This window comes from Sphingomonas folli (assembly GCF_019429525.1).
In the GTDB taxonomy this organism is placed as follows: domain Bacteria; phylum Pseudomonadota; class Alphaproteobacteria; order Sphingomonadales; family Sphingomonadaceae; genus Sphingomonas; species Sphingomonas folii.
The window spans coordinates 137,386-158,256 of record NZ_JAHXZL010000008.1 but is presented as its reverse complement, the minus strand read 5'-3'; the positions used below and the strand labels follow the sequence as shown (position 1 = coordinate 158,256).

The window sequence follows — 20,871 nt, the reverse complement described above, 5'->3', positions numbered from 1 at the left end:
GGCCGCGCACCGCCGACACGGCGGGCGACCGTCAGGGGAACGTGGACAGAGATGCCGGTGCGCGGTCGCGCGCCGGCGAACGAAGGGGCATGGCATGAACGATCGCATGCGCGGCGCCCGCCGCGGCGTACCACAGCTTCGACACGGCGCCGTCATGGCGACCCTCCTCGCCGCGTTCGCCGCGCCTGCGACGGCGCAGCAGGCAACGCAGGACGAGACCGTCAGCGAGGCGAGCGGCGAGACGCCGGGCGGCGACATCGTCGTCACCGCGCAGCGCCGCGCCGAGTCGATCCAGGACGTGCCGATCGCGATCACCGCCATTACCGCGCAGACGCTGCGCGATCAGAACGTACAGAGCGTCGAGGACTATTTCGCCCTCACCCCCAACGTCAGCTTCCAGTCCAACGGCTCGCGCGACCGCAAGGATCTGTCGATCCGCGGCATCTCCAACCAGCTCAATCCTTATGCCGACGTGCGCCAGGGCAGCTACGCCTTCTACATCGACGAGTTCAACGTCGCCGCCGCGACCAGCAACCCGCAGATCGTTGATCTGGAGCGAATCGAGGTGCTGCGCGGGCCGCAGGGCACGTATTTCGGCCGCAACTCGGTGGGCGGCGCGATCAACATCATCACCAAGAAGCCGGTCAATCACTTCGAGGGTGAGATCGAGCTGGGCTACAGCAGCTTCGACACCAAGCGCGCGCAGGGCGTGCTGAACGTGCCGGTGATCGACGGCGTGCTCGCGCTGCGCGCCTCCGGGCAGTACGAAGAGTCGGATGGTTACATCACGAACATCAACCCGATCGGCGGGGGCAACGACAGCAAGTTCTACACCGGCCGGATCCAGGCGCGGCTCACCCCGCTGGACGGGCTCACCTGGGACTTCGCCTATAGCTACTCCGACGAGGCCACTGGCATGCGCAACGGCGTGCCGACCGGCTTCGTCACCGCGACCTGGGCCTCGGTCTATTACGGCCGCACCGCCGGGCTGATCGGCGACCCCGATGGCGTCGGCTTCTTTCCCGACAACACCGACCGCGTGAATTTCAACCGACCGCAGCGGGTCGGCAGCAAATATCAATATTACAGCACCCGAGCGGTGTGGGATGTCGGCCTCGCCTCGATCACTGCCGTCGTCGGTCATCTAAAGTCGGACGTGTTCAACTACGGCGATGTCGACGGCGGCAGCCGCGATTACTTCTACGAGAACCTGAAGCTCACCCGCAAGTCGACCAGCGGCGAGCTCCGCCTCCAGTCCAACGGCACCAACTTCCTCGACTGGAGCCTGGGTGCCTCGGTCGGGCGCGACACCGGCGTGACCGGCCAGCAGACCTTCCACGGCGCGGACAGCCCGCTGTGCCCCGCCGCGCGCGCGAATAACTGCGAGGGCCTCGCCGTCACCGGGCTGATCTCCGACAGCGCGACCAAATATATGGCGATCTTCGCGCAGGGCACCTTCAACCTCACCGAGCGCTTCTCGGCCACGGTGGGCGGCCGCTACTCGTTCGAGAAAACGCGCAACTACGCCGAGAACCGTTCCAACGACATCCTCACCGCGGTGAACAACCGCTCGGCCGCGTTCGAGGATATCTCGCCCAAGCTGACGCTCAGCTACAAGCTCCAGCGCGACCTGCTGCTGTTCGCCACGGCGTCGCGCGGGTTCAAGTCGGGCGGCACGCAGACCAGCAACAACGTCAACCTCGCCAACGATTTCCAGCCCGAGACGCTGTGGAACTACGAGCTCGGGTCGAAATTCGACCTGTTCGACCGCCGCCTGCGCGTCGACGTCACCGGCTTCTACATGAAGTGGAACGACGTGCAGCAGACGATCCGCTTCCAATATATCGATCCGGTCACCGGCCTGTTGCGCGGCGTCAGCGGGATCGCCAACGCCGCCGCGGCGGACAGCTACGGCGTCGAGGGCAGCTTTGACCTGCGCGTCAGCGACGCGATCAAGCTGAGCGGCAACGCCGGCTACAATGAGTCCAAGTTCAAGGACTATCGCAACGCGCTGATCGACGGCGTGGTGATCGACATCACTGGCCGACCGCTGGTGAACGCGCCCAAGTTCACGCTCGGCGCGCAGGCGCAGTACAAGCGGCCGATCACTGATCGGATCGACGGCTTCGCGCGCGCGGAGTGGAGCTACCGCTCGGAGATGCTTTCGACGCCGCTCGCCTATCGCTACACCGTCTACCCGTTCGTCTCGCCCGGGTACCATAACGTCAACCTGCGCGCCGGGCTCGAGAACGACCGCCTGCGTGCCACGGTCTTCGTCGAGAATCTGTTCAAGGCGCGCTATTTCGCCAACGCGTACGAGAAAGCCTTCTACAGCGGCGTGCAGGTCGAGCCGTCCTATCGCGTGATCGGCGGGACGCTGGGCTACAAGTTCTGACGGCGTCGGCCGCGCCGCCGGACGATCAACGATTGAGGGAGACAGCATGATCGACCGGCGACAGTTCCTGGGCAGCTCGGCGGTCGGGCTGCTCGCCGCCGCGCTGCCGGCGGACGCGGCGCCGGGCGCCGTTGACGCCGCGCTCGCCGCGCTACTCCAGCGCCACAGCGAGGCCTATCTGGCGCGCTCGCCCGAGGAAGCGACCGCCAACGACTTCGATAGCGGAGCCCATGCGGCGCTGCGCTACCGGCTCGACGATCGGTCGATGGCGGCGCGCGCCGCCGACCGGGCCGCGATCCGCGTCGCGCGCGCGCAGCTCGCCGGGATCGACCGCGCGCGCCTGTCGCCCCGGTGGGCGCTCGACCATGACGTCGCGCGCTTCGTCTACGACACGCTCGACGATCTCCTGGCGCGCTACGGCTATGTCGACGGCAACCTGCGCCCGAGCCCTTATGTCGTCAGCCAGATGAACGGCGCTTATTATTGGCTGCCCGACTTCATCGGCAGCCGGCACCCGATCGACGACGCCGCGGACGTCGACGCCTGGCGCGCGCGGCTCGCGGCACTGCCGGCCGCGCTCGATCAGGAGACCGATCGCATCCGCCACGACGCCGCAATCGGGGTCGCGCCGCCGGGCTTCGTCATCGCCAAGACGGTGGCGCAGATCCATGCGCTGCGCGACGGCGCCCCGCTCGAGTCCGCGCTGCTCGCGCCGGCGCTGGCGCGGATCCGCGCCAAGGAGCTGGGGGACCGCGACGACGCCGCGCTGGCGGTGTTCCGCACGGCGATCGCGCCGGCGCTCGACCGTCAGGCCGCCGCGCTGGCGGCGTTGGCGCCGCGGGCGGTCGATACCGCTGGCGTATGGCGCCTGCCCGACGGCGAGGCCTATTACGCCGCCGCGTGCCGCGCCAACACCACCGCCGCGCTCACCCCTGCCGAGCTGCACGAGACCGGGCTCGCGCAGTACGCGGCGCTGGCGGCGGAGATCGACGCGAGCCTGCGCGCGCAAGGCTTGAGCCGAGGCACTGTGGGCGAGCGGATCGCCGCGCTCAACGCCGACGCGCGCTTTCGCGTCTCCGACGACGACGCCGGCCGCGCGCGGCTGCTCGCTATCGCCGACACCGCGCTGCGCCGGGTGATCGAGCGGCTGCCGCGCGCCTTCGGCAACGTCGCGGTCGACCCCATCGTGGTCCGCCGCATCCCGGTCGCGATCGAGGGCGGCGCGCCGGGCGCCTTCTACAGCGAGGGGAGCAAAGGGGAGCCCGGCGTCTTCTCGCTCAACCTCAAGACCCCCGCCGAGCACACGACATGGCGGCTGCCGACGCTCGCGCACCATGAGGGCGTGCCGGGCCATCATTTTCAGTACAGCGTGCTCGCGCACAGCCCGGCGCTGCCGCTGTTCCGCCGCATGGTGCGCTTCTCCGCCTATACCGAGGGATGGGCGCTCTACGCGCAGCAGGTGGCCGACGAGCTCGGCCTCTTCGAGGCCGACCCGTTCGGGCGGATCGGCTATCTCCAGTCCGAGCTGTTCCGCGCCGCACGCATCGTCGTCGACACCGGCATCCACTACAAGCGCTGGACCAAGGAGCAGGCAGTCGCCTGGATGGTCGAGCACGCCGGCGAGCAGCCCCTCGCGACCGAGCGCGAGGTCACGCGCTACTGCGTGTATCCTGGGCAAGCGTGCAGCTTCAAGGTCGGCGCCAACCGCATCGTCGCCGCGCGCGAGCGCGCGCGGGGCGCCATGGGCGCGCGCTTCGATGTGCGCGGCTTCCACGACCTGGTGCTGCAGTCGGGTCCGGTCCCGCTCGCGGTGCTGGAACAGGCGGTGGCGAGCTGGTCGGCGGCCTGAGCCCTGATCCCAAAACTCGCCGACACCTGCCGCTCAGCGCGCCGCCACGTCGATCGCCCCGCTGAGCGCGTGATCACGTGAGCTGCCACCGACGAAGACCTCGGCGCGGCCGCGATGAGGTCTCCAGCCGCCCGCCGCCTCGTCCCAGGTCGACAGGTCGCGCTCGGTGAGCGTGAAGTCGACCGTATCGGCCGCGCCGGGCGCCAGCGTGACCCGCGCGAAGCCCTTGAGCTGCTGGGGCGGCTCGCCGCTCCCAGGCGCCAGCGCGACGTAGAGCTGCGCCACCTCGCTGCCCGCGCGCGCGCCGACGTTGCGCACCGTCGCGCGCACCTGCCAGCCGCCGCCCGGTCGCGGCGCCACGCTAAGTCGATCGTAGCGGAAGCGCGTGTAGGACAGCCCGAAGCCGAACGGATACAGCGGCTCGACACGCTGCTGGTCGTACCAGCGATAGCCCACCAGCAGGTCCTCGTCGTAGCGCACCGTCGTGCCGATGCCGGGATAGCGCTCGGGCCGGTCGGTCGGCCCGCTGGTCATGTCGGCGGGGAAGGTCACCGGCAGCTTGCCCGACGGGTTGGCGCGGCCCGTCAGCAGCGCGGCGATCGAGTCCGCCGCCTGCTCGCCGGGATACCAGGCCGCGACGATGCCCGCCACGCGGTCGCGCCACGGCATCAGCACGGGACCGACCGTGTGCAGCACCACCACGGTGCGCGGGTTGGCCGCGGCCACCGCGGCGATCAGCGCGTCCTGATCACCGGGCAGGCGCAGGTCGATACGGTCGGCTCCCTCCGAGACGTGATCGGCGACGAACACCAAAGCGACGTCGCTCCCGCGCGCCGCGGCGACCGCCTCGTCGATCAGGGCGGGGTCGGGCACCTGCCAGCCGAGCCGCAGCTCGGTCGGCGAGAGCGTCGGCGCGTTGCTATAGTCGAGCTGGAAGCGGACCGGGACGCCGGCGCGCAGCTCCGCCACACCATGGGTGACCAGACGGAAGCTGTTCTTGGGCACGGTGGCGACACGCCGCCCGTCGATCGTCAGGCGGGCGTCGCCGCCGCCGTCGAGCGAGAAGCGGTAGGTTCCCGTGCGCGGCGGCACGATCTGTCCCTCCCAACGCGCGGACCACGTCTTGGGCAGCCCGGCCACCCCCGCCTGCGCCCCCGCCTCGGCATAGTCGATGCGCGGCTCGGCGCGCGTGACGAGCGCGGTACCCTGTGGCGTGGCGCCGGCGAAGTAGCGCGCGGTGAGCCCGCGGAACGCGCTCGCTGGCATCGCCGGCAGCGCACCGATGCCGAGCGTCCCGCGCGCGTAGCGCACGCGCGTGCCGGGGGGCAGCGCGGCGCGGATCGAGTCGAGCGGCGCGCGCGGGTGGACCGCGTCATTCTTGACGAACCCGCCGTAGCGCTCGGTGGTCTGGACGTTGGCGCTCGCGTCGTCGCCGATCACCGCGATCGAGCGCAATGTGCGCGCCAGCGGCAGCACGCCGCGCTCGTTGCGCAGCAGCACACTGCCCTGCTCGGCGATCTCCTGCGAGAGCGCGAGATGCGCCGGCGTGCGCGCGTCCGCTGCGCTGCTGCCGCGGATCGGCCGGTCGACCAGCCCGAGCCTGAACATCGGCGTGACGATGCGCGTGACCATCGCGTCGATGTCGCCGCGCGAGACGGCGCCGCGCGCCAGCGCCGCGCGGAGCGGCGCGCCGTAGAAGTCGGCGAAGCCGAACGGGCTGGCGCCGCCGGGCATCGAGATGTCGAGCCCCGCCTTGGCCGCGGCCACGGTGCTGCGATGCGCGAAATACCAGTCGGCGACGACGAAGCCGTCGAACCCCCAGCCCCGCAGAGTACCCAGCAGATCTTTGTTCTCGCAGGCGTAATGGCCGTTCACGCGATTGTAGGCGCACATGATCGAGCCCGCCTCGGCACGCTTCACCACCCCCTCGAAGGCGGGCAAATAGATCTCGTGCAGGGCGCGGGCGGAGACGCGCGCATCGATCGCCTCATAGCCCGGCGCGTCGCCCAGACGGAGCCATTCCTGATTGTTGGCGGCGAGATGCTTCGGCGTGGCGATCACCCCCTGCGCCTGGATCCCGCGCGTGATCGCGGTGCCCAGCGCCGCGGTGAGATACGGGTCCTCGCTCAGCGTCTCGGCGGTGCGGCCCCACAGTGGCGTGCGGATGATGTTGATTGTCGGCGCGAGCACGACGTTGCGCCCCTTGGCGGCATGTTCCGCACCGAGCGCCGCACCAAACCGTTCCATGAGCGCCGCGTTCCACGTCGCCGCGCCCATGATCGGTGCCGGGAACTGCGTGACCTGCGTCATGCCGTTGCCGACTCCGGCTGGCCCGTCGCCCATGCACAAGGCGGGCAGGCCCAACCGCGGGATGCCGCTGACATGGCCGACGCAGGGGTTCACCCCGGTGCCGTTGGCGTCGAGCGTGGTGTCGCCCTCGAGCAGCGCCAGCTTCTCCGACTCGGTCATGGCCGCGACGATCAGCCGGGCGCGCTCGGCGGCCGGATGGGCGGGGTCGGCCCAGGGGCGCGGTTCCCCCGCGGTGGCGGCGGTCGTGGCGGTGAGCGCGACGAGCGCGACCGCGCGCCGCCGGAGCTGGACGGGGCGGGTCAGAACCGCACCGTGCCGGCGAGCGCGACGGTACGCGGCCTGCTGATATAGAAGCCGTCGGGGTACACGCCGGGCACGATCTCGTTGTAGTTGATCGGCGTGTTATCGTCGAACAGGTTGGTCACGTTGAGGTTGAGCGCCCACGGCCCGCGCGAGACCCCGGCGCGCAGCCCCACCAGCCAGTAGGAATCGAGCGCGCGATAATTAGCGATCGCCGAGTTGAACTTGGTCGCCATCGATCCCTGGTAGCTCGCGTCGGCGCCGACGGTCCCCTCCAGCCCGGCGTCGCCGATCGGCGCGCTGTAGGAGAAGCCGGCCGAGCCGGTCCACTCGGGCACGTAAGGCACGCGGTCGCCCTTGCGCCCGGTGGCGGGGACGGGATTGTCCTCGCTCAGCTCGGCCAGGCTGTAGTTGAGCCCGAGGTTGAGCTGCAACCCGGCGGCCGGGCGCGCGTCCAGCGTCAGCTCGGCACCCTTAACGGACGCCTTGCCGCCGTTGCCGGTGAACGGGAAGGACACGGTGCCGTTGCTGGCCTGGTCGGTCACCTGGATGTTCGACCAGTCGATGTAGTAGACTGCGCCATTGAGGTAGAGCTTGCGATCCATCAGCGCGGTCTTGAGGCCGACCTCATAGTTCCACAGCGAGTCCGAGCCGTAGCCGGCGGGGATCGTCACGTTGGCGAGCTCGGCCGCGGTCTGGTCGTTGGTGCCGCCGGAGCGATAGCCCTGCGCCACCTGGACATAGGCGTTGACCTGCTCGTTGACCTTCCACGCCAGGTTGAAGCGCCCGATCAGCCCGCTGTCGCTCGTCTTGAGCAGCGGGCCGGGCCCCGCGCCGGTGCCGCCCCCGGCGCTCACGATCGCGACCGAGCGCTGCTCCAGGTTGAAGTCGAAGAGCCGCGCGCCGACGGTCAGTGTCAGGTTCGGCACGAAGGCGTAGCTCGCTTCGCCGAACAGCGCTTTCTCCTTGATGTCGGTACCGACGGTGCGATCGAGCAGCAGCCGCGAGCTGGCGTCGATCACTCCCTGCGCGTTCACGGTCGGCCAGTAGCTGCGATAGTCGCGGTTCTCGTCCTGGTAGAAGCCGCCGAACAGCAGCTGGAACGGGCCGCCGAAGTCGGAGGCGAAGCGCAGCTCGGCGCTGTCGACGCGGCGGTGCTTGACCTGGCGCAGCAGCGACCGGCCGTCGCCGTCATACGGCAGGCCGAAGAAAGCTTGCGCCGCCAGCGAGGCATCGCGGTTGAAGTCGGTGTCGCGCACGAAGCGCGAGCCCGTCGCGGTGACCGTGCCGAACGGCCGCGTATAGGTCAGCGTTGCGTTGTAGATCTCGCTCTCGTCGTCGTAGGGCGCGCGCGCCACATCGGCCTGCTGATAGCGGTAGCCGGTCAGCGGGGTGCCGGCGAAGTCCTCGCGATTGTAGAAGTTCTTCGCGTCCTGATGCACCTTCTGGTACATCGCCATGCCGTCGAGCGTGAGATCCGGCGTGATCTGAAGCCGGGCCTGCAGCCGTCCGGCCTTGCTCTTCTCGGCGTTGGCGCCTTCCTGGAAGCGGTTGTCGATATAGCCGGGCAGATCGGCGTAGAAGCCCGACGCGCGCACGGCGAGCACGCCCGCGATCACCGGTATGTTGATCGCGCCGTCGGTCTGCAAGCCGAGGTCGGCGCCGCGGGTCGCGCGCAGGCCCGATTGGACGTAGCCGGTCCAGCGATCCAGCTTGGGCTTGGCGGTGATGTAGCGGATTGTGCCCGCCATCGAACTGGCGCCGAAGGTGGTACCCTGCGGCCCGCGCAGCACCTCGACGCGATCGATATCGAACAGCTTGATGTCGGGCGCCTGACCCGAGCCGTCCTGCGCGTTCTCGCCGGTGATCACGGTCTCGTCGAGATAAAGACCGACGGTACCGGCACCGTTCGAGTTGATGCCCCGGATGACGTAGCGCTTGTCGCCCGGCCCCTCGTCCTGCACCGACAGGCCCGGGACGGAGCGATAGAAGTCGGCGAAATCGACCGCGCCGCGCGCCTTGAGGTCGTCCCCGCTCAGTGCCTGGACCGAGATCGGCGTGTCCTGCACCGTGCTGGCGACGCGCTTGGAGGCGGTGACGACGATGTCACCCGACGCGGCGCCGACGCTCGGCTCGGTCTCGGCGGTGGCGTTCTGCGCGTCGGTCGTCGCGGGAGACTGCTGCGCCTGGGCGGGGACGGCGAACAGCGCTGCCGCCATGGCTGCGCCGCTGACCGACAAAGAGAAAGCGATGATGTTGGGACAACGCATGGAAATCCTCCCCTGCAAGGGTTGGTAAGAGTACGATGCCCGCCTGCGGACGCTTCCGACGTGTGAGCCGTCGGTGAGCGTGAGATCATGATCTATCTTGGCCGCGCCCCCTGCAATGCAGCAGCGGCGAGGACTTCGTTGCGCCGCGCACAACATTGTCACGATAAGGTATCGTTATCACGAACAGACGAGTCTCCCTGAGTAAGTGCAAGATAAAGCCAGCATATCTGAGTGTTACGGCACTCGCTTTGGCTGAGATCTCCGCGGCTGATCACTCCGGGAGCGCCGCGATCGCTTCGATTTCGACAAGAAAGTCGGGCAGCGCCAGCGCCTGCACCCCGATGAAGGTATTAGGTGCGGGCGTCGCCTCGCCGTAGAAGGCGCCGACCTCTTGAAGCACGATGCCGAGCTTGGCCGGTTCGTGGTCGACCACATAGGTGCGCAGCCGCACGATGTCGGCCGCGCTCGCGCCCGCCGCCTCGAGCACGGCGCGGAGGTTGGCGAGCGCCTGGCGCGTCTGCGCGGCGAGGTCGCCCGCGGCGACGTTCAGCTCCTTGTCCCAGCCGACCTGGCCGGCGAGGTGCAGGGTGCGACCACCGTGCTGCACCGTCGCGTGGCTGAAACCGAACTGCAGGCTGTCGTAGAGCGCGGGCGGGTTGAGACGTTCGATCGGCATGAGATCTCCTGGGTCTGGAGCGGGCAGGGCGGCGATCAGTCGACGATCTCGAGCTGATGGCCGAAAGGATCGAGCACGTAGAGGTTCTTGTGGCCGGCGAGCGGGCCGGCATCGATCACGATCGTCTCCATCACCGTGCAGCCGTGCGCCGCCAGATAGCGCGCCGCCTTGTCGACGTCGTCGACGCGCAGGCCGAGGTGATGACCGCCGCGGTCGCAGTTGCGCGGCAGCTCGGTGCGGCGATCGTCGGGCTTGTCATACTGCACCAGCTGGAAGTTCAGGTTGGGGGTGAGCTTCAGCATCGCCAGCGTCAGCCGCGCGCCGGGTACGTTGACGTGCGACGCCATCCAATCGCGGCCGTCATCGCCGCGCGGCATATCGGCGGCGTCGAGCGGCCCCATGCGGAACAGCTCGGTCGCGCCGAACACCTCGGTGTAGAAGCGCACCGCGTCGTCAAGGTCGGGCACGGTCCAGGAGACATGGTCGGCCTCGAGGAAGAGCGGACGATCGTGGTCGGCCATAAGCGCATACTCCTGCTGGTCGCGTCTGACGGGGAGTGTGCTGGCCCGACGGGGGGCGGACAAGCGCGCGCGGGCGACGACTTCGTTGCGTCAGCGACAACCCGCCCCGTCGCGTCAGCGGCCGCCTACCTCGCCGACGCTCGCGATCGGCACCGGACGGACCGGGAAGCGTGGCGTGAAGCCGCCGATCGCCTCCGGCCCGACGCCGGTCCGCTCCGCCAGCAGCCGCAGCACCGCCGCCTCGCAGCCGCGTCCCTGGCACAATCCCATGCCCGCGCGCGTGACCAACTTGAGCGCGCTCGCGTCGGACGGCGCCGCGACGCCCTCGGCGGCGGCGAGCAGTTGCGCGCGTGTGACATCCTCGCAGCGGCAGACGATCGTGTCGTCACCGGCCAGGCGAGTCATCACTGCGCGCGGGTCCGCGACGGCGTCGAGCAGCGCCGCGAAGCCGCGCAGGTGGGCGAGCCGGCGCCGCGGCTCCGCCGCCGCGCGCCCGGCAGCGGCCGCATCGATCCGCCCGGCGTCGCGCGCGACCGCGATCCCCGCGATCCGCCCCTCCTCCAGCGCGGCGGGCGCGCCGGCGACGCCGGTGGTCTCGCCCGCGACGTACAGGCCGGGCACGTCACCGCGCTGCCACGCGTCCGCCACGGTGGCCCAGCCACCGGTGCGCTCGACCCAGCGCGCGGTCGCGCCGAGACTGCGCGGCAGGTCGGCCTGGGGCAGAAAGCCGTAGCAGAGACCGACGCGGTCGCAGGCGATCGCCTCACCCGCCTCGCCCGGCACGCCGACGCGCGCGGCCACGACCTCGTCCCTGCCCTCGACCGCCAGCACCGTCCGCCCGAACTGGATCGGCACGCCGGCACGGCGCAGGCGCGCGTAGCTCGCCGCCGCCGCGGCCAGCGGCGCAGCGTGGCGCAGCGCGGCCCCGGCATGGCCGGCGAGCGCGTGTGCCACCGCGCCGGGCGTCTGCGCGAACAGCAGCGCCGCGACGGTGCCGCCCGCGGCGACGAGCTGATCGGCCAGGATCAGCTGCAGCGGGTGCGTGCCCGCGAGCACGAAGCGCTCGCCCGGGACCAGCCGCTGGCTCTTGACGAAGGCCTGGATCGCGCCCGCGCTCATGACGCCGGGCAGCGTCCATCCCGGCAGTGGCACCGGCAGGTCATAGCAGCCCGCCGCCACCAGCAAGCGCCGCGCGGCGACCCGGCGGCCCGGCGCGCTGTCGGTGGGCACCGCGATCAGCGCGAAGCCCGCCGCCTCTCGCAGCACGCCCGCGACCGAGGTGCGCCCCAGGAAGGTGAGACCGGGCAGCGCCTCGGCGCGCGCGAGCTGCCGCTTCAGCGCGCGATAGCCGCGGGCGTCCAGCCAGCTCGCCACTGTCATCTCGTATGGTGGCTGGCGCAGGATCTGCCCGCCCATGCGCGCCTGCTCGTCGAGCATCACCACCGACAGCCCGGCCCCCACTGCCTGCTCGGCCGCCGCCTGCCCCGCCGGCCCGCCGCCAACGATCGCGAGGTCGTAGCAGGGTTCGCTCACGCCGCACCGTCCCGCGTCGTCACCCGCTGCCCCGGTGCCGCATCGACCAGGCAGGCGCGCACCCGTCGCGCCTCACCGTCGCGCTCGAGCAGCACGAGGCACTCGCAGCACGTTCCCATGTTGCACCACAGGCCCCGCGGCCGATCGTGGCGATCGCGACGGAAGGCAGCGTGCCCGGCCGCGAGCATCGCCGCGGCGATGGTCTCGCCGGGGTGAAAAGACACGCATGCGCCATCCACGATGATCCCGCCGGCCACCCCCCGCGCGGTATCCGCCACGCGCGCCATCACGCCAGCATCGCGTTGAGGTGCGCGAAGCGCGCGGGGGCGACCAGTGCCATCGCCTCGGCCGCGTCGCCCGCGGACCGGCCGAGCATCTCCGCGCTGACCGCGCGCGCGAGCGTCGGGCCGAGCGTGAAGCCCGACCCGCCGGCGATGACGAACAGGCCTGGGCGGCCCGGCACCGCGCCGGCGAGCGGCAGCTGGTCGGCGGTGATCGCGACCACCCCGGTCCAGGTGCGGATCAGGTTGAGCGCGCCGACTCGCGGCACCGTCGCCGCCGCGACCGCGAGATTGCCGGTGAGCGAGTCGACCAGCACCGTTGGCGCGCGCGCGAGATCGAACCCGTCCTCACCGCGCGCGAGCCGTGATGGCCAGCCGCCGCCGATCAGCACGTTGCCGTCATGCGCCTGCTTCATCGACAGGCGGCGGCCGACATGCTGAACGAGGTGCGGCAGGAACGGCGCAACACGCTCGGTGACGTTCATCTGCAACCCGATCGGGAAGACGGGCAGGTGCACCCCCGCCAGCGCTCCCACCGCCATGGTCCACGCCCCCGCCGCGATCAACACGCTCGCCGCGGCCACCTCCACGTCGGCGGCGCCGCGTCGCAGCGTCACTCTCCACCCGCCCGACACCGGGACGAGCGCGCGTAGCACGGTCTGGGGAGCAAAACGTGCGCCCGCCGATGCCGCGGCCTCGGCGAGCGCGCGCGTCACCAACCGGGGATTGGCGTGGCCCTCGTCCGCGAGGAAGCTGGCGGCCCGCACGTCGTCCGCCAGATAGGGTGCGATCGCCCGCGCCTCCGCGCCGTCGATCAACCGGGTCGGCAGACCCCAGCGCGCCTCCAGCGCCGCCTTGCGCTCGAGCAGGCGCAGCTCGTCGTCGCTCTGCGCAACCATCAGCCCGCCGTGCATCGCCACGTCGAGACGGTCGTCGCCGAGCGCCGCCGGCAGGTCGCGCCACTCGCTCACTGCCAGCCGGCTCAGCGCGACGGTGCGCGCGGCCTGGTCCGCCAGCGCCTCGCCGTGTTCCAGGAAGCGCCGCTCGATCTGGAAATGCAGCGACCCGGCGTTCTGCCCGGAAGCGCCGGCGTTGAGCTCGCCGCGCTCGATCAGCAGCACGTCGGTGCCCGCGCGCGCGAGGTGCCACGCCGCCGCGCACCCGATCAGCCCGCCGCCGATGATCAGCACGTCGGCGGCGTCCACGCGCGTCAGGCCTTGCCGAGCGCCGCCAGCGTCACGCCGATGCGCTCGCGCGCCTCCGCCGACACGTCGAGCAACGGCGGGCGAACTCCGCCCAAGGGCATGCCGCGCGCGGCGAACCCGGCCTTGAGGATCGCCGGCCCCGAGCCGAAACGGCCGACCAGCTCGGGCGTGTACCAGTCGGTCAGCACGCGGCGGTCGTTGCGCCCGCACGCGCGCGCGCCCTCGACGTCGCCCGCCCACAAAAGGTTGTAGAAGTCGGGGTGATCGCGGCCGAGCACCGCGCCGGCGCCCATCGTGCCGTCGCCGCCGCGCGCCTGGAGCAGCGCCAGGCCATGCTCGTCCATGGAGAAGCCGAACACGCGCACCTTCTCCGACAAAGCGAAGAAGGTCTCGACGAAGCGCGCCAGGTTGCTCGTCGACTGTTTGATCGCCACCACTCCGTCGAGATCCGCCAGCCGCTCCAGCAGCTCGGCCGACATATCGATACCGGTGCCCGGAGGCCAGTTGTAGACGCAGATCGGCAGCGGGGAGGCGTCGCTCACCGCTTTGTAGAAGCCGAGGATCTCGTCCTCGCGCGGGCGGATGTAGGGCGGCGGCGTCACCAGGATGCCGTCGAAGCCGGCGGCGTGGGCGTGGCGCGCGAACTCCACCACCTCGTCCGGGGTGAACCAGGTGCAGCCCGCGATCAGCGGCAGCTTGCCGCGCATCTGCGCGCCCGCCGCGTCGAACAAGGCCTTTCGCTCCTGCGGCGACAGGCTGGTCCACTCGCCCGTCGTCCCCGCGAGCACCAGCCCGTGCATGCCCTCGGCGTGGAGCCACTCGAGATAGCCGCCGAGCGCGCGCGTATCGAGCGCCAGCTCGGCATCGAAGGGGGTGACGATCGCGGGTATATAGCCCCGCCAGCCGACCCGCGCCCGCTTCCCGGTGTCTGCCATCACGCATCGCTCCCCTGTGCCACGGACGCAGTTGTCATCGCGGCGCCCGCTCGTGCAATCGCCGCGGCGCGGTGTTTTCATTGCGTCTGACGCAACAAGGCGTCAGCATTGTGTCCGGAGGAGCATGGCATGGCGGACCTGGGGCTGCGGTATCTGTTCGAGGCGGCGCAGGCGGGCACGATGCGCGCCGCCAGTGACAAGCTCGACATCGCGGTCTCGTCGATCAGCCGGCAGATCGCGCAGCTCGAGGAGGAATATGCGCTGCCGCTGATCGAGCGCGGGCGCCGCGCGATCCGGCTGACCGAGGCGGGGCGCGTCGCGGTCGAACATTATCACGCGCAGCTGGCGCAGGAGGAGACGTTCCGCACGCGGCTGGGCGACCTTCGCGGCGTCCGTTCCGGGCACGTGCAGATCGCGGTCGGCGAAGGCTTTCTCGGTCAGTCGCTGACCAGCCTGTTCGACGAGTTCCAGCAGCGCTTCCCCGCGGTGCGCCTGACGATCCTGACGCCGTCGACGGCGGAGATCGTCAGCATGGTGCTTGAGGACGAGGCGCATGTCGGCCTGATCTTCCAGCCGCCGATGGAAGCGAAGATCCGCCTGCGCGGCTCGGCGCGGCAGCCTCTCAAGGTGATCGTCGCGCCGGGCCACCCGCTCGCAGAACGGCGCGGCGTCGAGCTGCGCGACCTTCAAGGCCATGCGCTGTGCCTCGCCCCGAAGCAGTTCCGACTGCGTCAGATCCTCAGCCTGGCCGAGGCGTCGCAGCGGCTCTTCCTGGAACCGGTTATGACGAGCAGCTCGATCCAGATGATGCGCGCCGCGGCGCTGTCGGGCCATTATGCCACCGTGCTGCCGTCGATCTCGGTGCTGGCCGAGTTGCGCGAGGGATCGCTGCGCGCGGTGCCGCTGCACGATGAGGGGGTGGAGGAGACCGCGATCGGCCTGATCACGCGCAGCGGCCGCCAGCTCGAGGGGGCACCGCTCAAGATGCTGGGTGTGCTCGAGCGACAGCTTCGTCAATGGACCGACGACGAGGCGGGCGCGGCCGACGTTGCGTCCAGCACGACATGAGCGCGCACCCATCGCAATGCTGGTGTGGCTAGCCTGGCTGCTCGCCGGAAAGGAGCGTAGCGCCATGGACGAACCCGACAGCCCGCCCTCGGGGGGCCTGCACCGTCGCCACCTGCCGCTGCTCCTGCCCTTCCTGTGGCAGGTCGGCGGCGTGCCATGGGCGAACGGCGTGGCGTGGCGGCCGTGGCACATGCCCTTCCTGCTGCTGTGGGAACTGGCAGGCGTGGTGGTCGCCAGCCTCGCCATTGCCCTGGTCTACCGGCTCGACGCCGCGGCGGCGCCGCGATGATCGCCACGGCGGTGACGGTGGTGGTGGTGGTGGCGACGATGCTGGGCACCGTCGCCTACGGCCGGATGCAGGCGCGCGCGCGCACGATCAGCGAGTGGGCGATCGGCGGGCGCAGCCTGGGGCTGCTCGTCTTCTGGTTCCTCAACGCGGGCGAGATCTACACCACCTTCGCGGTGCTCGGCATCTCGGGCTATGCCTGGGCGCACGGCGCGCCCGCGACGCTGGCGCTGTGCTCGGTCTCGCTCGCCGCCGCGATCGGCTATTGGCTGACGCCGCGGATCTGGCGCAGCGGGCGCGTCAGCGGGCTGATGACCCAGGCCGACTTCTTCGCGCATCATTATCGCTCGCGCTGGCTCGGCATCCTCGTCGCGCTGGTCGGGATCGCCGCGCTGGTGATCTACGTGCAGATCCAGATCACCGCGCTGGGGCTGGTGCTGCGCGTGACGCTGGGCGACGTCGATCCCACCACCGCCGCCGCGCTCGCCGCGGCGGCGATGCTGCTGTTCGTCTTCTTCGCTGGTCTACGCTCGGCCGCTTTCGCCGCGGGGGTCAAGGACGTGCTGATGGTGCTGCTGGTCGGCGGGCTCGCGCTCACCGTGGCGCGCGAGGTCGGCGCGAGCTCGATCGCCGACCTGTTCCGCCGCGCCGAGGCGATGGCGCCCGCCGCCGCGACGCTGCCCGGGCGCGACCTCGCGGCCGGGTTAGGCGTCACCTGGCTGATGACCACCGCGATCAGCGTCGCGGTCGGCACCTATATCTTCCCGCACATGTTCCAGCTCTGCTACGCCGCCGACGCCGCGAAGACGCTGCGCCGCAACGCGATCTTCCAGCCGCTCTACTCGCTGTCGTACCTGTTCATCATCCTGCTCGGCGTGGCCGCGCTGGTCGCGGGCACGCGTCCGCCCGACGGCGACGCCAACGCGGTCCTGCTGCAGCTCGTCACCGATCGCTACCCTGCCTGGGTGACCGGGCTGTTCGGCGGCACCGCGGCGCTGCTCGCGCTGGTACCGGGTTCGGTGCTGCTGCTGACGATCGGGACGATCTTCACGCGCAACGTGGTCTTGCCGCTGCGCCCCGCGCTGGACGAGCGCGCGCAGCTGCTCGCCTCGCGCGCCGCGATGGTCGCCTTCGCCGCGCTCGCTGCCTGGCTCTCGGTCGGGCCGAACCAGTCGCTGGTGACGATCGGGCTGACCGCTTACGCCACGATCGGCATGCTCGCGCCCGGCGTCTACCTCGCCTTCCTGCGCCCGGGCGTACCGGCCGTCGCGCTCGGCGCGGGGCTGGCGGTGGGCTATGCCGCGATGCTGCTTCCCAGCCCGCTGTCGGCTTGGGCGGCGGCGACCGGGTTCGACCTCGGGTTGGCGGCGCTGCTGCTCAATGGCGCGACGGTGCTGTTGCTCGATGCCGCGCTGCGCCGCGGCCGCGCGCCGCTGGCGGTCGCGTGAACCGGCGCGAGCTGCTGCGGCGCGGCGGCGCCGGCCTCGTCGCGCTCGGCGCGTACCCCGGCGGTGCGGCGAGCGCGGCGACGCCGGTGTTGCGCGAGCCGCGATGCGGGCCGATCCGCGGCACGAGCGACGGCACGGTGGCGCGGTTCCTCGGCATCCCGTTCGCGCGCCCACCGCTGGGCGCGCTGCGCTTCCGTGCGCCCGAGCCGGCGCCGCGCTGGCGCGAGCCGCTGGCGGCGCTGGCCTATGCACCCTCGCCGATCCAGCCCGGCTCGGTACCCGAAGACCCGAGCGCGCCGCTGCCGACCTCGGAGGACTGCCTCTATCTCAACGTCTGGGCGCCCGAGCGGCCCGGGCCTCACCCCGTAAAGGTCTGGGTGCACGGCGGCGGCAACGTCACCGGCTCGACACGCTTCCCGGTGTTCGACGGCAGCGGCTTCGCGCGCGCCGGCGTCGTCTGCGTCACGATCACCTATCGCACCGGCTGTTTGGGCTTTCTCGATCTCGAGGAGGCGCTCGGCGCGGCCTATCACGACAGCGGCAACAACGGCCTGCGCGACCAGATCATGGCGCTGTGCTGGGTACGTCACAACATCGTGGCGTTCGGCGGCGATCCGGCGCGGGTGACGCTGGCAGGGCAGAGCGCGGGGGCGAAGGACGTCGTCTCGCTGCTCACCGCACCCGCGGCACGCGGCCTCTTCGCTCGCGCGATCGTGGAGAGCGGTGGCGGTCACACCGTAGCCGATCGCGCCCGCGCCGCCGAGCTGACCCGCCGCGTCGCCGCCGCCGCCGGGGTCGCGCCCGTCGCGCTGCGGGACCTGCCCGCGCGCGCGCTGCTCGCGGCGCAGACCGCGGTGGTGGCGGCGTACCCCCGCAAATATCCCTTCCGCGCCGTGGTCGGCGGTGCGCTGCTCCCGCAGGCGCCGCTCGCCGCCATCGCTGCCGGCGCAGCGCGCGACGTGCCGCTGCTGCTCGGCTGGAACCGCGACGAGGTGGCGTTCTGGGGCCCTCCCGCCCCCGGGGCCGAGGCAGTGCGCGCCGGCGAGCTCGCCAACCTCGATCTCGCCGCCTTCGCGCCGGTCTACGCGCGCTACGCCGCGCTCGTGCCCGACCCGCTCGCCCGCCGCTACGCCGCGGTGAGCGCGGAGGAATATGGCATACCGACGATCCGGCTGGCGGCGGCGCAGGCGCGCGCGGGTGGCGCGGCCTATCTCTACCGCTTCGACCTGCCGCTCACCACCGGGGCGCGCCGCGGCTACGCCATCCACGGCGCCGAGCTGCCGCTCACCTGGGCGCGGCTCGACGACCCCGCCTCCGCGGTCTACGGCCCGGTCGGCGCGTCGGCGGAGCGGCTGTCGGCAGCGATGCACGCGATGTGGCTGCGCTTCGTGCGCGGTGGGGCACCAGCCGCGAACTGGCCGAGCTACGACGTGCGCCGGCGCGCGACCATGCGGCTCGACGCCGTGCCGCGCATCGTTGCCGATCTCGCCGGCGCCGAGCGGCGCCTCTGGGACGGCGTGCTATGACGCCCCCGCTCAGCGCGGGCGCATGTCCTCGGGCCAGGGCACCGCGCGCCCACGGTCGAGGTCCATGCAGACCAGCACCACCTCGCCGCGGAAGCGCTGCTCTCCGCCGCAGCTGACCTCCACCCCGATCGTCGCGGAGGAGGTGCCGACGCGCCGCACCGACAGCGCGAGATCGAGCTCGTCGCCGAGGCGGCTCACGGCGACGAACTCGGCGCTGAGCGACACCGTCGGCACCCCCAGGCGTCGCGTCGCGTGCATCTGCGCGAAGCTGGCGCCGAGCGCGGCGAAATAATCCTCGACCGCGGCGTTGAGCATCTCGAAATAGCGCGGGTAGAAGACGATGCCGGCGGCATCGACGTGCGCGAAGCGGACGATCTGTCGCGACACGAAGCTCATCGATCCTCCTCGCCCGGCTCGCGCTCGGCGGCGATCGAGCTCTTCACCAGCGCGAGCAGCCGATAGAGCGTCGCCAACTCGTCGCGCGGCACGCCCGCGAGCATCGCCTGAACCCAGCGATGATGCGACTCGGCTAAGGTGCGAAAGTGCGCGCGCCCCTGGTCGGTCAGCGCGACGATGCTGGAGCGCGCGTCGCCACTCGCCTGGCGGCTGGCCACCATCCCGTCCTGCTCCAGCTGTCGCACCAGTGCCGTGACGTTGCCGTTGGAGACCAGCAAAGCGCGCGACAACTGGCTCATCGTCATGCCCGCGGGCTGACGGTCGAGCGCGGCGAGGACGTCGAAACGCGGCAGCGTGGTGGCGTGGTGCTCGACGAGGCGGCGGCGGAGCCGCTTCTCCATGACCGTGGAGCAGCTCAGCAGCCGCAGCCACACGCGCACGTCCATCTGCTCGGAGAAGGCGCCGTCGTGCTTCTCGCGCAGCTCGCTCACGCGACCTCGTCCAGGTTGGCGTGGACGCGACCGAGCAGGTCGAGCAGCTGGTCGAAGTCGCGTTCGCTGAGGCCGCGGATCACCTGCTCGTACACCGGCGCGCTCGCCTCGCGCGCGGCCGCCAAGCGGCGCTCTCCCTCGGGGCTGAGCGACACCTCGGTGACTCGCGCATCGTCGGCACTGTCGCTCACTGCGACCAGGCCGGCGCTTGTCATGCGTTGGATGATACGAGTCATGGTCGAGAGCGGGATCACGGCCGCGTCCGCGATGTCACGCACGCCGCGCGGCGCTCGCTCGCCCAGGATCATCAATACGCGCCAGGAAGGGATATCGAGGTCGATCGCGCGCAGGCGCCCGCCGATCACGCCATTGTAGCGGGAGACCAACCGATTGAGCAGGTAGAAGGGATATCGCTCCACCTGGAAGGCGGCGGTACCAGGATTGCCAAGCTGTCGGTTGTCCACGTGCGCCCTCCCCGAGCGGGCCTTATCGGGGCCTCGACCAGGCCGCAACGCACGATCCGAATTTAATTGCATGTGCACGTTTCTCGTGACAGGCTCCTTCCCACGTCGTCTTCCAGACTATCGGAGAAGATCGCATGTCGCATGCCGTGCTCGCCGACCTTGCCGCCGCGCTCCAGCGCGGTTCGATCCGCACGATCGACCTGACTCAGCCGCTGTCGGAGGACACGCCAGTGCTGATCCTGCCCGAGCCGTTCGGCCAGACCGCGCCGTTCAGTCGGCAGGAGATCTCGCGCTACGACGATCGCGGCGTCGCCTGGCACTGGAACAACTTCACGGTGGGCGAGCACACGGGCACGCACTTTGACGCGCCGGTACACTGGGTGACGGGCAAGGACCTGCCGCGCAACACCGTCGACACGATCGCGCCCGAGGACTTCGTCGCGCCGGCGGTGGTGATCGACGTTTCCGCCGCCGCGTCGGCCGACCCCGATTATCTCCTCACCGTAGCGGACATCACCGCCTGGGAGGCGACGCACGGCCGCATCCCTGCGCGCAGCTGGGTGCTGCTGCGCACCGACTGGTCGAAGCGCGACAGCGACACCTACACCAACCGCCGCGACGACGGCGCGCATACGCCGGGGCCGTCTGCGGAAGCGGTGCGCTTCCTCATCGAGGAGCGCGACGCGCACGGTCTGGGCGTTGAGACGATCGGCACCGACGCCGGGCAGGCGCACCTGCTCGATCCCGCCTATCCGGCGCACACGCTGTTCCACGGCGCCGGTCGCTACGGGCTGCAATGCCTCGCCAACCTGGATCAGCTACCGCCGACCGGCGCGGTGGTGATCGCCGCCCCGCTCAAGATCACGGGCGGATCGGGCAGCCCGCTGCGGGTGCTCGCGCTGGTCGCGGGCTGAGAC

At 71.0% G+C, this 20,871-nt stretch carries 18 protein-coding genes; 7 read left to right on the top strand and 11 right to left on the bottom strand.

Annotation, left to right across the window (positions count from 1 at the left end; translation table 11 throughout):
* Positions 1-154: 154 nt before the first annotated feature.
* Both KZ813_RS13505 and KZ813_RS13500 read left to right on the top strand, forming a co-directional pair.
* Entirely contained in the window at positions 155-2,395 is a 2,241-nt protein-coding gene (locus KZ813_RS13505; protein ID WP_219755509.1) for a TonB-dependent receptor, read from the top strand.
* A gap of 46 nt (positions 2,396-2,441) precedes the next feature.
* Positions 2,442-4,244: a DUF885 domain-containing protein gene (locus KZ813_RS13500; protein WP_258046762.1), complete on the top strand. Its 1,803-nt coding sequence runs from the start codon at positions 2,442-2,444 to the stop codon at positions 4,242-4,244.
* Positions 4,245-4,277: 33 nt separating this feature from the next.
* Here the strand turns inward: KZ813_RS13500 and KZ813_RS13495 are convergent, their stop codons facing one another.
* The 8 genes from KZ813_RS13495 to KZ813_RS13460 form a co-directional block, all read right to left on the bottom strand.
* Entirely contained in the window at positions 4,278-6,713 is a 2,436-nt protein-coding gene (locus KZ813_RS13495) for a beta-glucosidase family protein (RefSeq protein WP_219755508.1), read from the bottom strand.
* A gap of 140 nt (positions 6,714-6,853) precedes the next feature.
* Positions 6,854-9,124 (bottom strand): TonB-dependent receptor, encoded by a 2,271-nt coding sequence (locus KZ813_RS13490; protein ID WP_219755507.1) that lies wholly within the window; start codon positions 9,122-9,124, stop codon positions 6,854-6,856.
* A 271-nt stretch (positions 9,125-9,395) separates the two neighbouring features.
* Positions 9,396-9,800, bottom strand: a complete 405-nt coding sequence (locus KZ813_RS13485) for a RidA family protein (protein WP_219755506.1) — start codon at positions 9,798-9,800, stop codon at positions 9,396-9,398.
* Positions 9,801-9,835: 35 nt separating this feature from the next.
* Complete coding sequence (locus tag KZ813_RS13480) at positions 9,836-10,321, bottom strand: VOC family protein (RefSeq protein ID WP_219755505.1); 486 nt, start codon at positions 10,319-10,321, stop codon at positions 9,836-9,838.
* A 114-nt stretch (positions 10,322-10,435) separates the two neighbouring features.
* On the bottom strand, positions 10,436-11,854 hold the full coding sequence (locus tag KZ813_RS20195) for an FAD/NAD(P)-dependent oxidoreductase (RefSeq protein WP_308461892.1): 1,419 nt from the start codon (positions 11,852-11,854) through the stop codon (positions 10,436-10,438).
* The gene (locus KZ813_RS13470; protein WP_219755504.1) at positions 11,851-12,141 is read right to left on the bottom strand and encodes a 2Fe-2S iron-sulfur cluster-binding protein; all 291 of its coding nucleotides are present in this window, start codon (positions 12,139-12,141) and stop codon (positions 11,851-11,853) included. The genes KZ813_RS20195 and KZ813_RS13470 overlap by 4 nt, the downstream gene beginning before the upstream one ends.
* Positions 12,141-13,340 (bottom strand): NAD(P)/FAD-dependent oxidoreductase, encoded by a 1,200-nt coding sequence (locus tag KZ813_RS13465; RefSeq protein WP_219755503.1) that lies wholly within the window; start codon positions 13,338-13,340, stop codon positions 12,141-12,143. The genes KZ813_RS13470 and KZ813_RS13465 overlap by 1 nt, the downstream gene beginning before the upstream one ends.
* A 5-nt stretch (positions 13,341-13,345) precedes the next feature.
* A complete protein-coding gene (locus KZ813_RS13460; RefSeq protein WP_219755502.1) occupies positions 13,346-14,275 on the bottom strand; it encodes a dihydrodipicolinate synthase family protein in 930 nt (309 codons plus the stop codon).
* Positions 14,276-14,404: 129 nt separating this feature from the next.
* Between KZ813_RS13460 and KZ813_RS13455 the strand changes: the two genes are divergently transcribed.
* The 4 genes from KZ813_RS13455 (at position 14,405) to KZ813_RS13440 (ending at position 18,603) form a co-directional block, all read left to right on the top strand.
* Positions 14,405-15,343, top strand: coding sequence for a LysR family transcriptional regulator (locus tag KZ813_RS13455; RefSeq protein ID WP_183942913.1), 939 nt, complete (start codon positions 14,405-14,407; stop codon positions 15,341-15,343).
* 64 nt (positions 15,344-15,407) lie between these two features.
* A complete protein-coding gene (locus KZ813_RS13450) occupies positions 15,408-15,632 on the top strand; it encodes a DUF3311 domain-containing protein (protein WP_183942914.1) in 225 nt (74 codons plus the stop codon).
* Positions 15,629-17,077, top strand: coding sequence for a sodium:solute symporter family protein (locus tag KZ813_RS13445; RefSeq protein ID WP_258046761.1), 1,449 nt, complete (start codon positions 15,629-15,631; stop codon positions 17,075-17,077). The genes KZ813_RS13450 and KZ813_RS13445 overlap by 4 nt, the downstream gene beginning before the upstream one ends.
* Complete coding sequence (locus tag KZ813_RS13440) at positions 17,074-18,603, top strand: carboxylesterase/lipase family protein (protein ID WP_219755501.1); 1,530 nt, start codon at positions 17,074-17,076, stop codon at positions 18,601-18,603. Before KZ813_RS13445 ends, KZ813_RS13440 begins: the two co-directional genes overlap by 4 nt.
* Before the next feature lie 9 nt (positions 18,604-18,612).
* On the opposite strand, the gene KZ813_RS13435 is transcribed toward KZ813_RS13440, so the two are convergent.
* From KZ813_RS13435 to KZ813_RS13425, 3 genes are read right to left on the bottom strand one after another with little or no spacing between them, the layout of a single operon-like run.
* Positions 18,613-18,999 (bottom strand): acyl-CoA thioesterase, encoded by a 387-nt coding sequence (locus KZ813_RS13435; protein WP_219755500.1) that lies wholly within the window; start codon positions 18,997-18,999, stop codon positions 18,613-18,615.
* Positions 18,996-19,490 (bottom strand): MarR family winged helix-turn-helix transcriptional regulator, encoded by a 495-nt coding sequence (locus tag KZ813_RS13430; protein ID WP_308461891.1) that lies wholly within the window; start codon positions 19,488-19,490, stop codon positions 18,996-18,998. Before KZ813_RS13430 ends, KZ813_RS13435 begins: the two co-directional genes overlap by 4 nt.
* Complete coding sequence (locus tag KZ813_RS13425; protein ID WP_308461890.1) at positions 19,487-19,954, bottom strand: MarR family winged helix-turn-helix transcriptional regulator; 468 nt, start codon at positions 19,952-19,954, stop codon at positions 19,487-19,489. The genes KZ813_RS13430 and KZ813_RS13425 overlap by 4 nt, the downstream gene beginning before the upstream one ends.
* Before the next feature lie 134 nt (positions 19,955-20,088).
* Between KZ813_RS13425 and KZ813_RS13420 the strand changes: the two genes are divergently transcribed.
* Entirely contained in the window at positions 20,089-20,868 is a 780-nt protein-coding gene (locus tag KZ813_RS13420; protein WP_219755498.1) for a cyclase family protein, read from the top strand.
* The last annotated feature ends 3 nt before the right edge of the window (positions 20,869-20,871 follow it).

Coding starts and splice junctions, on each gene's coding strand:
- KZ813_RS13505 (WP_219755509.1), top strand. CDS start 155: ATGGCGACCCTCCTCGCCGCGTTCGCCGCGCCTGCGACGGCGCAGCAG.
- KZ813_RS13500 (WP_258046762.1), top strand. CDS start 2,442: ATGATCGACCGGCGACAGTTCCTGGGCAGCTCGGCGGTCGGGCTGCTC.
- KZ813_RS13495 (WP_219755508.1), bottom strand. CDS start 6,713: ATGACCGAGTCGGAGAAGCTGGCGCTGCTCGAGGGCGACACCACGCTC.
- KZ813_RS13490 (WP_219755507.1), bottom strand. CDS start 9,124: ATGCGTTGTCCCAACATCATCGCTTTCTCTTTGTCGGTCAGCGGCGCA.
- KZ813_RS13485 (WP_219755506.1), bottom strand. CDS start 9,800: ATGCCGATCGAACGTCTCAACCCGCCCGCGCTCTACGACAGCCTGCAG.
- KZ813_RS13480 (WP_219755505.1), bottom strand. CDS start 10,321: ATGGCCGACCACGATCGTCCGCTCTTCCTCGAGGCCGACCATGTCTCC.
- KZ813_RS13470 (WP_219755504.1), bottom strand. CDS start 12,141: ATGGCGCGCGTGGCGGATACCGCGCGGGGGGTGGCCGGCGGGATCATC.
- KZ813_RS13460 (WP_219755502.1), bottom strand. CDS start 14,275: ATGGCAGACACCGGGAAGCGGGCGCGGGTCGGCTGGCGGGGCTATATA.
- KZ813_RS13455 (WP_183942913.1), top strand. CDS start 14,405: ATGGCGGACCTGGGGCTGCGGTATCTGTTCGAGGCGGCGCAGGCGGGC.
- KZ813_RS13450 (WP_183942914.1), top strand. CDS start 15,408: ATGGACGAACCCGACAGCCCGCCCTCGGGGGGCCTGCACCGTCGCCAC.
- KZ813_RS13445 (WP_258046761.1), top strand. CDS start 15,629: ATGATCGCCACGGCGGTGACGGTGGTGGTGGTGGTGGCGACGATGCTG.
- KZ813_RS13435 (WP_219755500.1), bottom strand. CDS start 18,999: ATGAGCTTCGTGTCGCGACAGATCGTCCGCTTCGCGCACGTCGATGCC.
- KZ813_RS13420 (WP_219755498.1), top strand. CDS start 20,089: ATGTCGCATGCCGTGCTCGCCGACCTTGCCGCCGCGCTCCAGCGCGGT.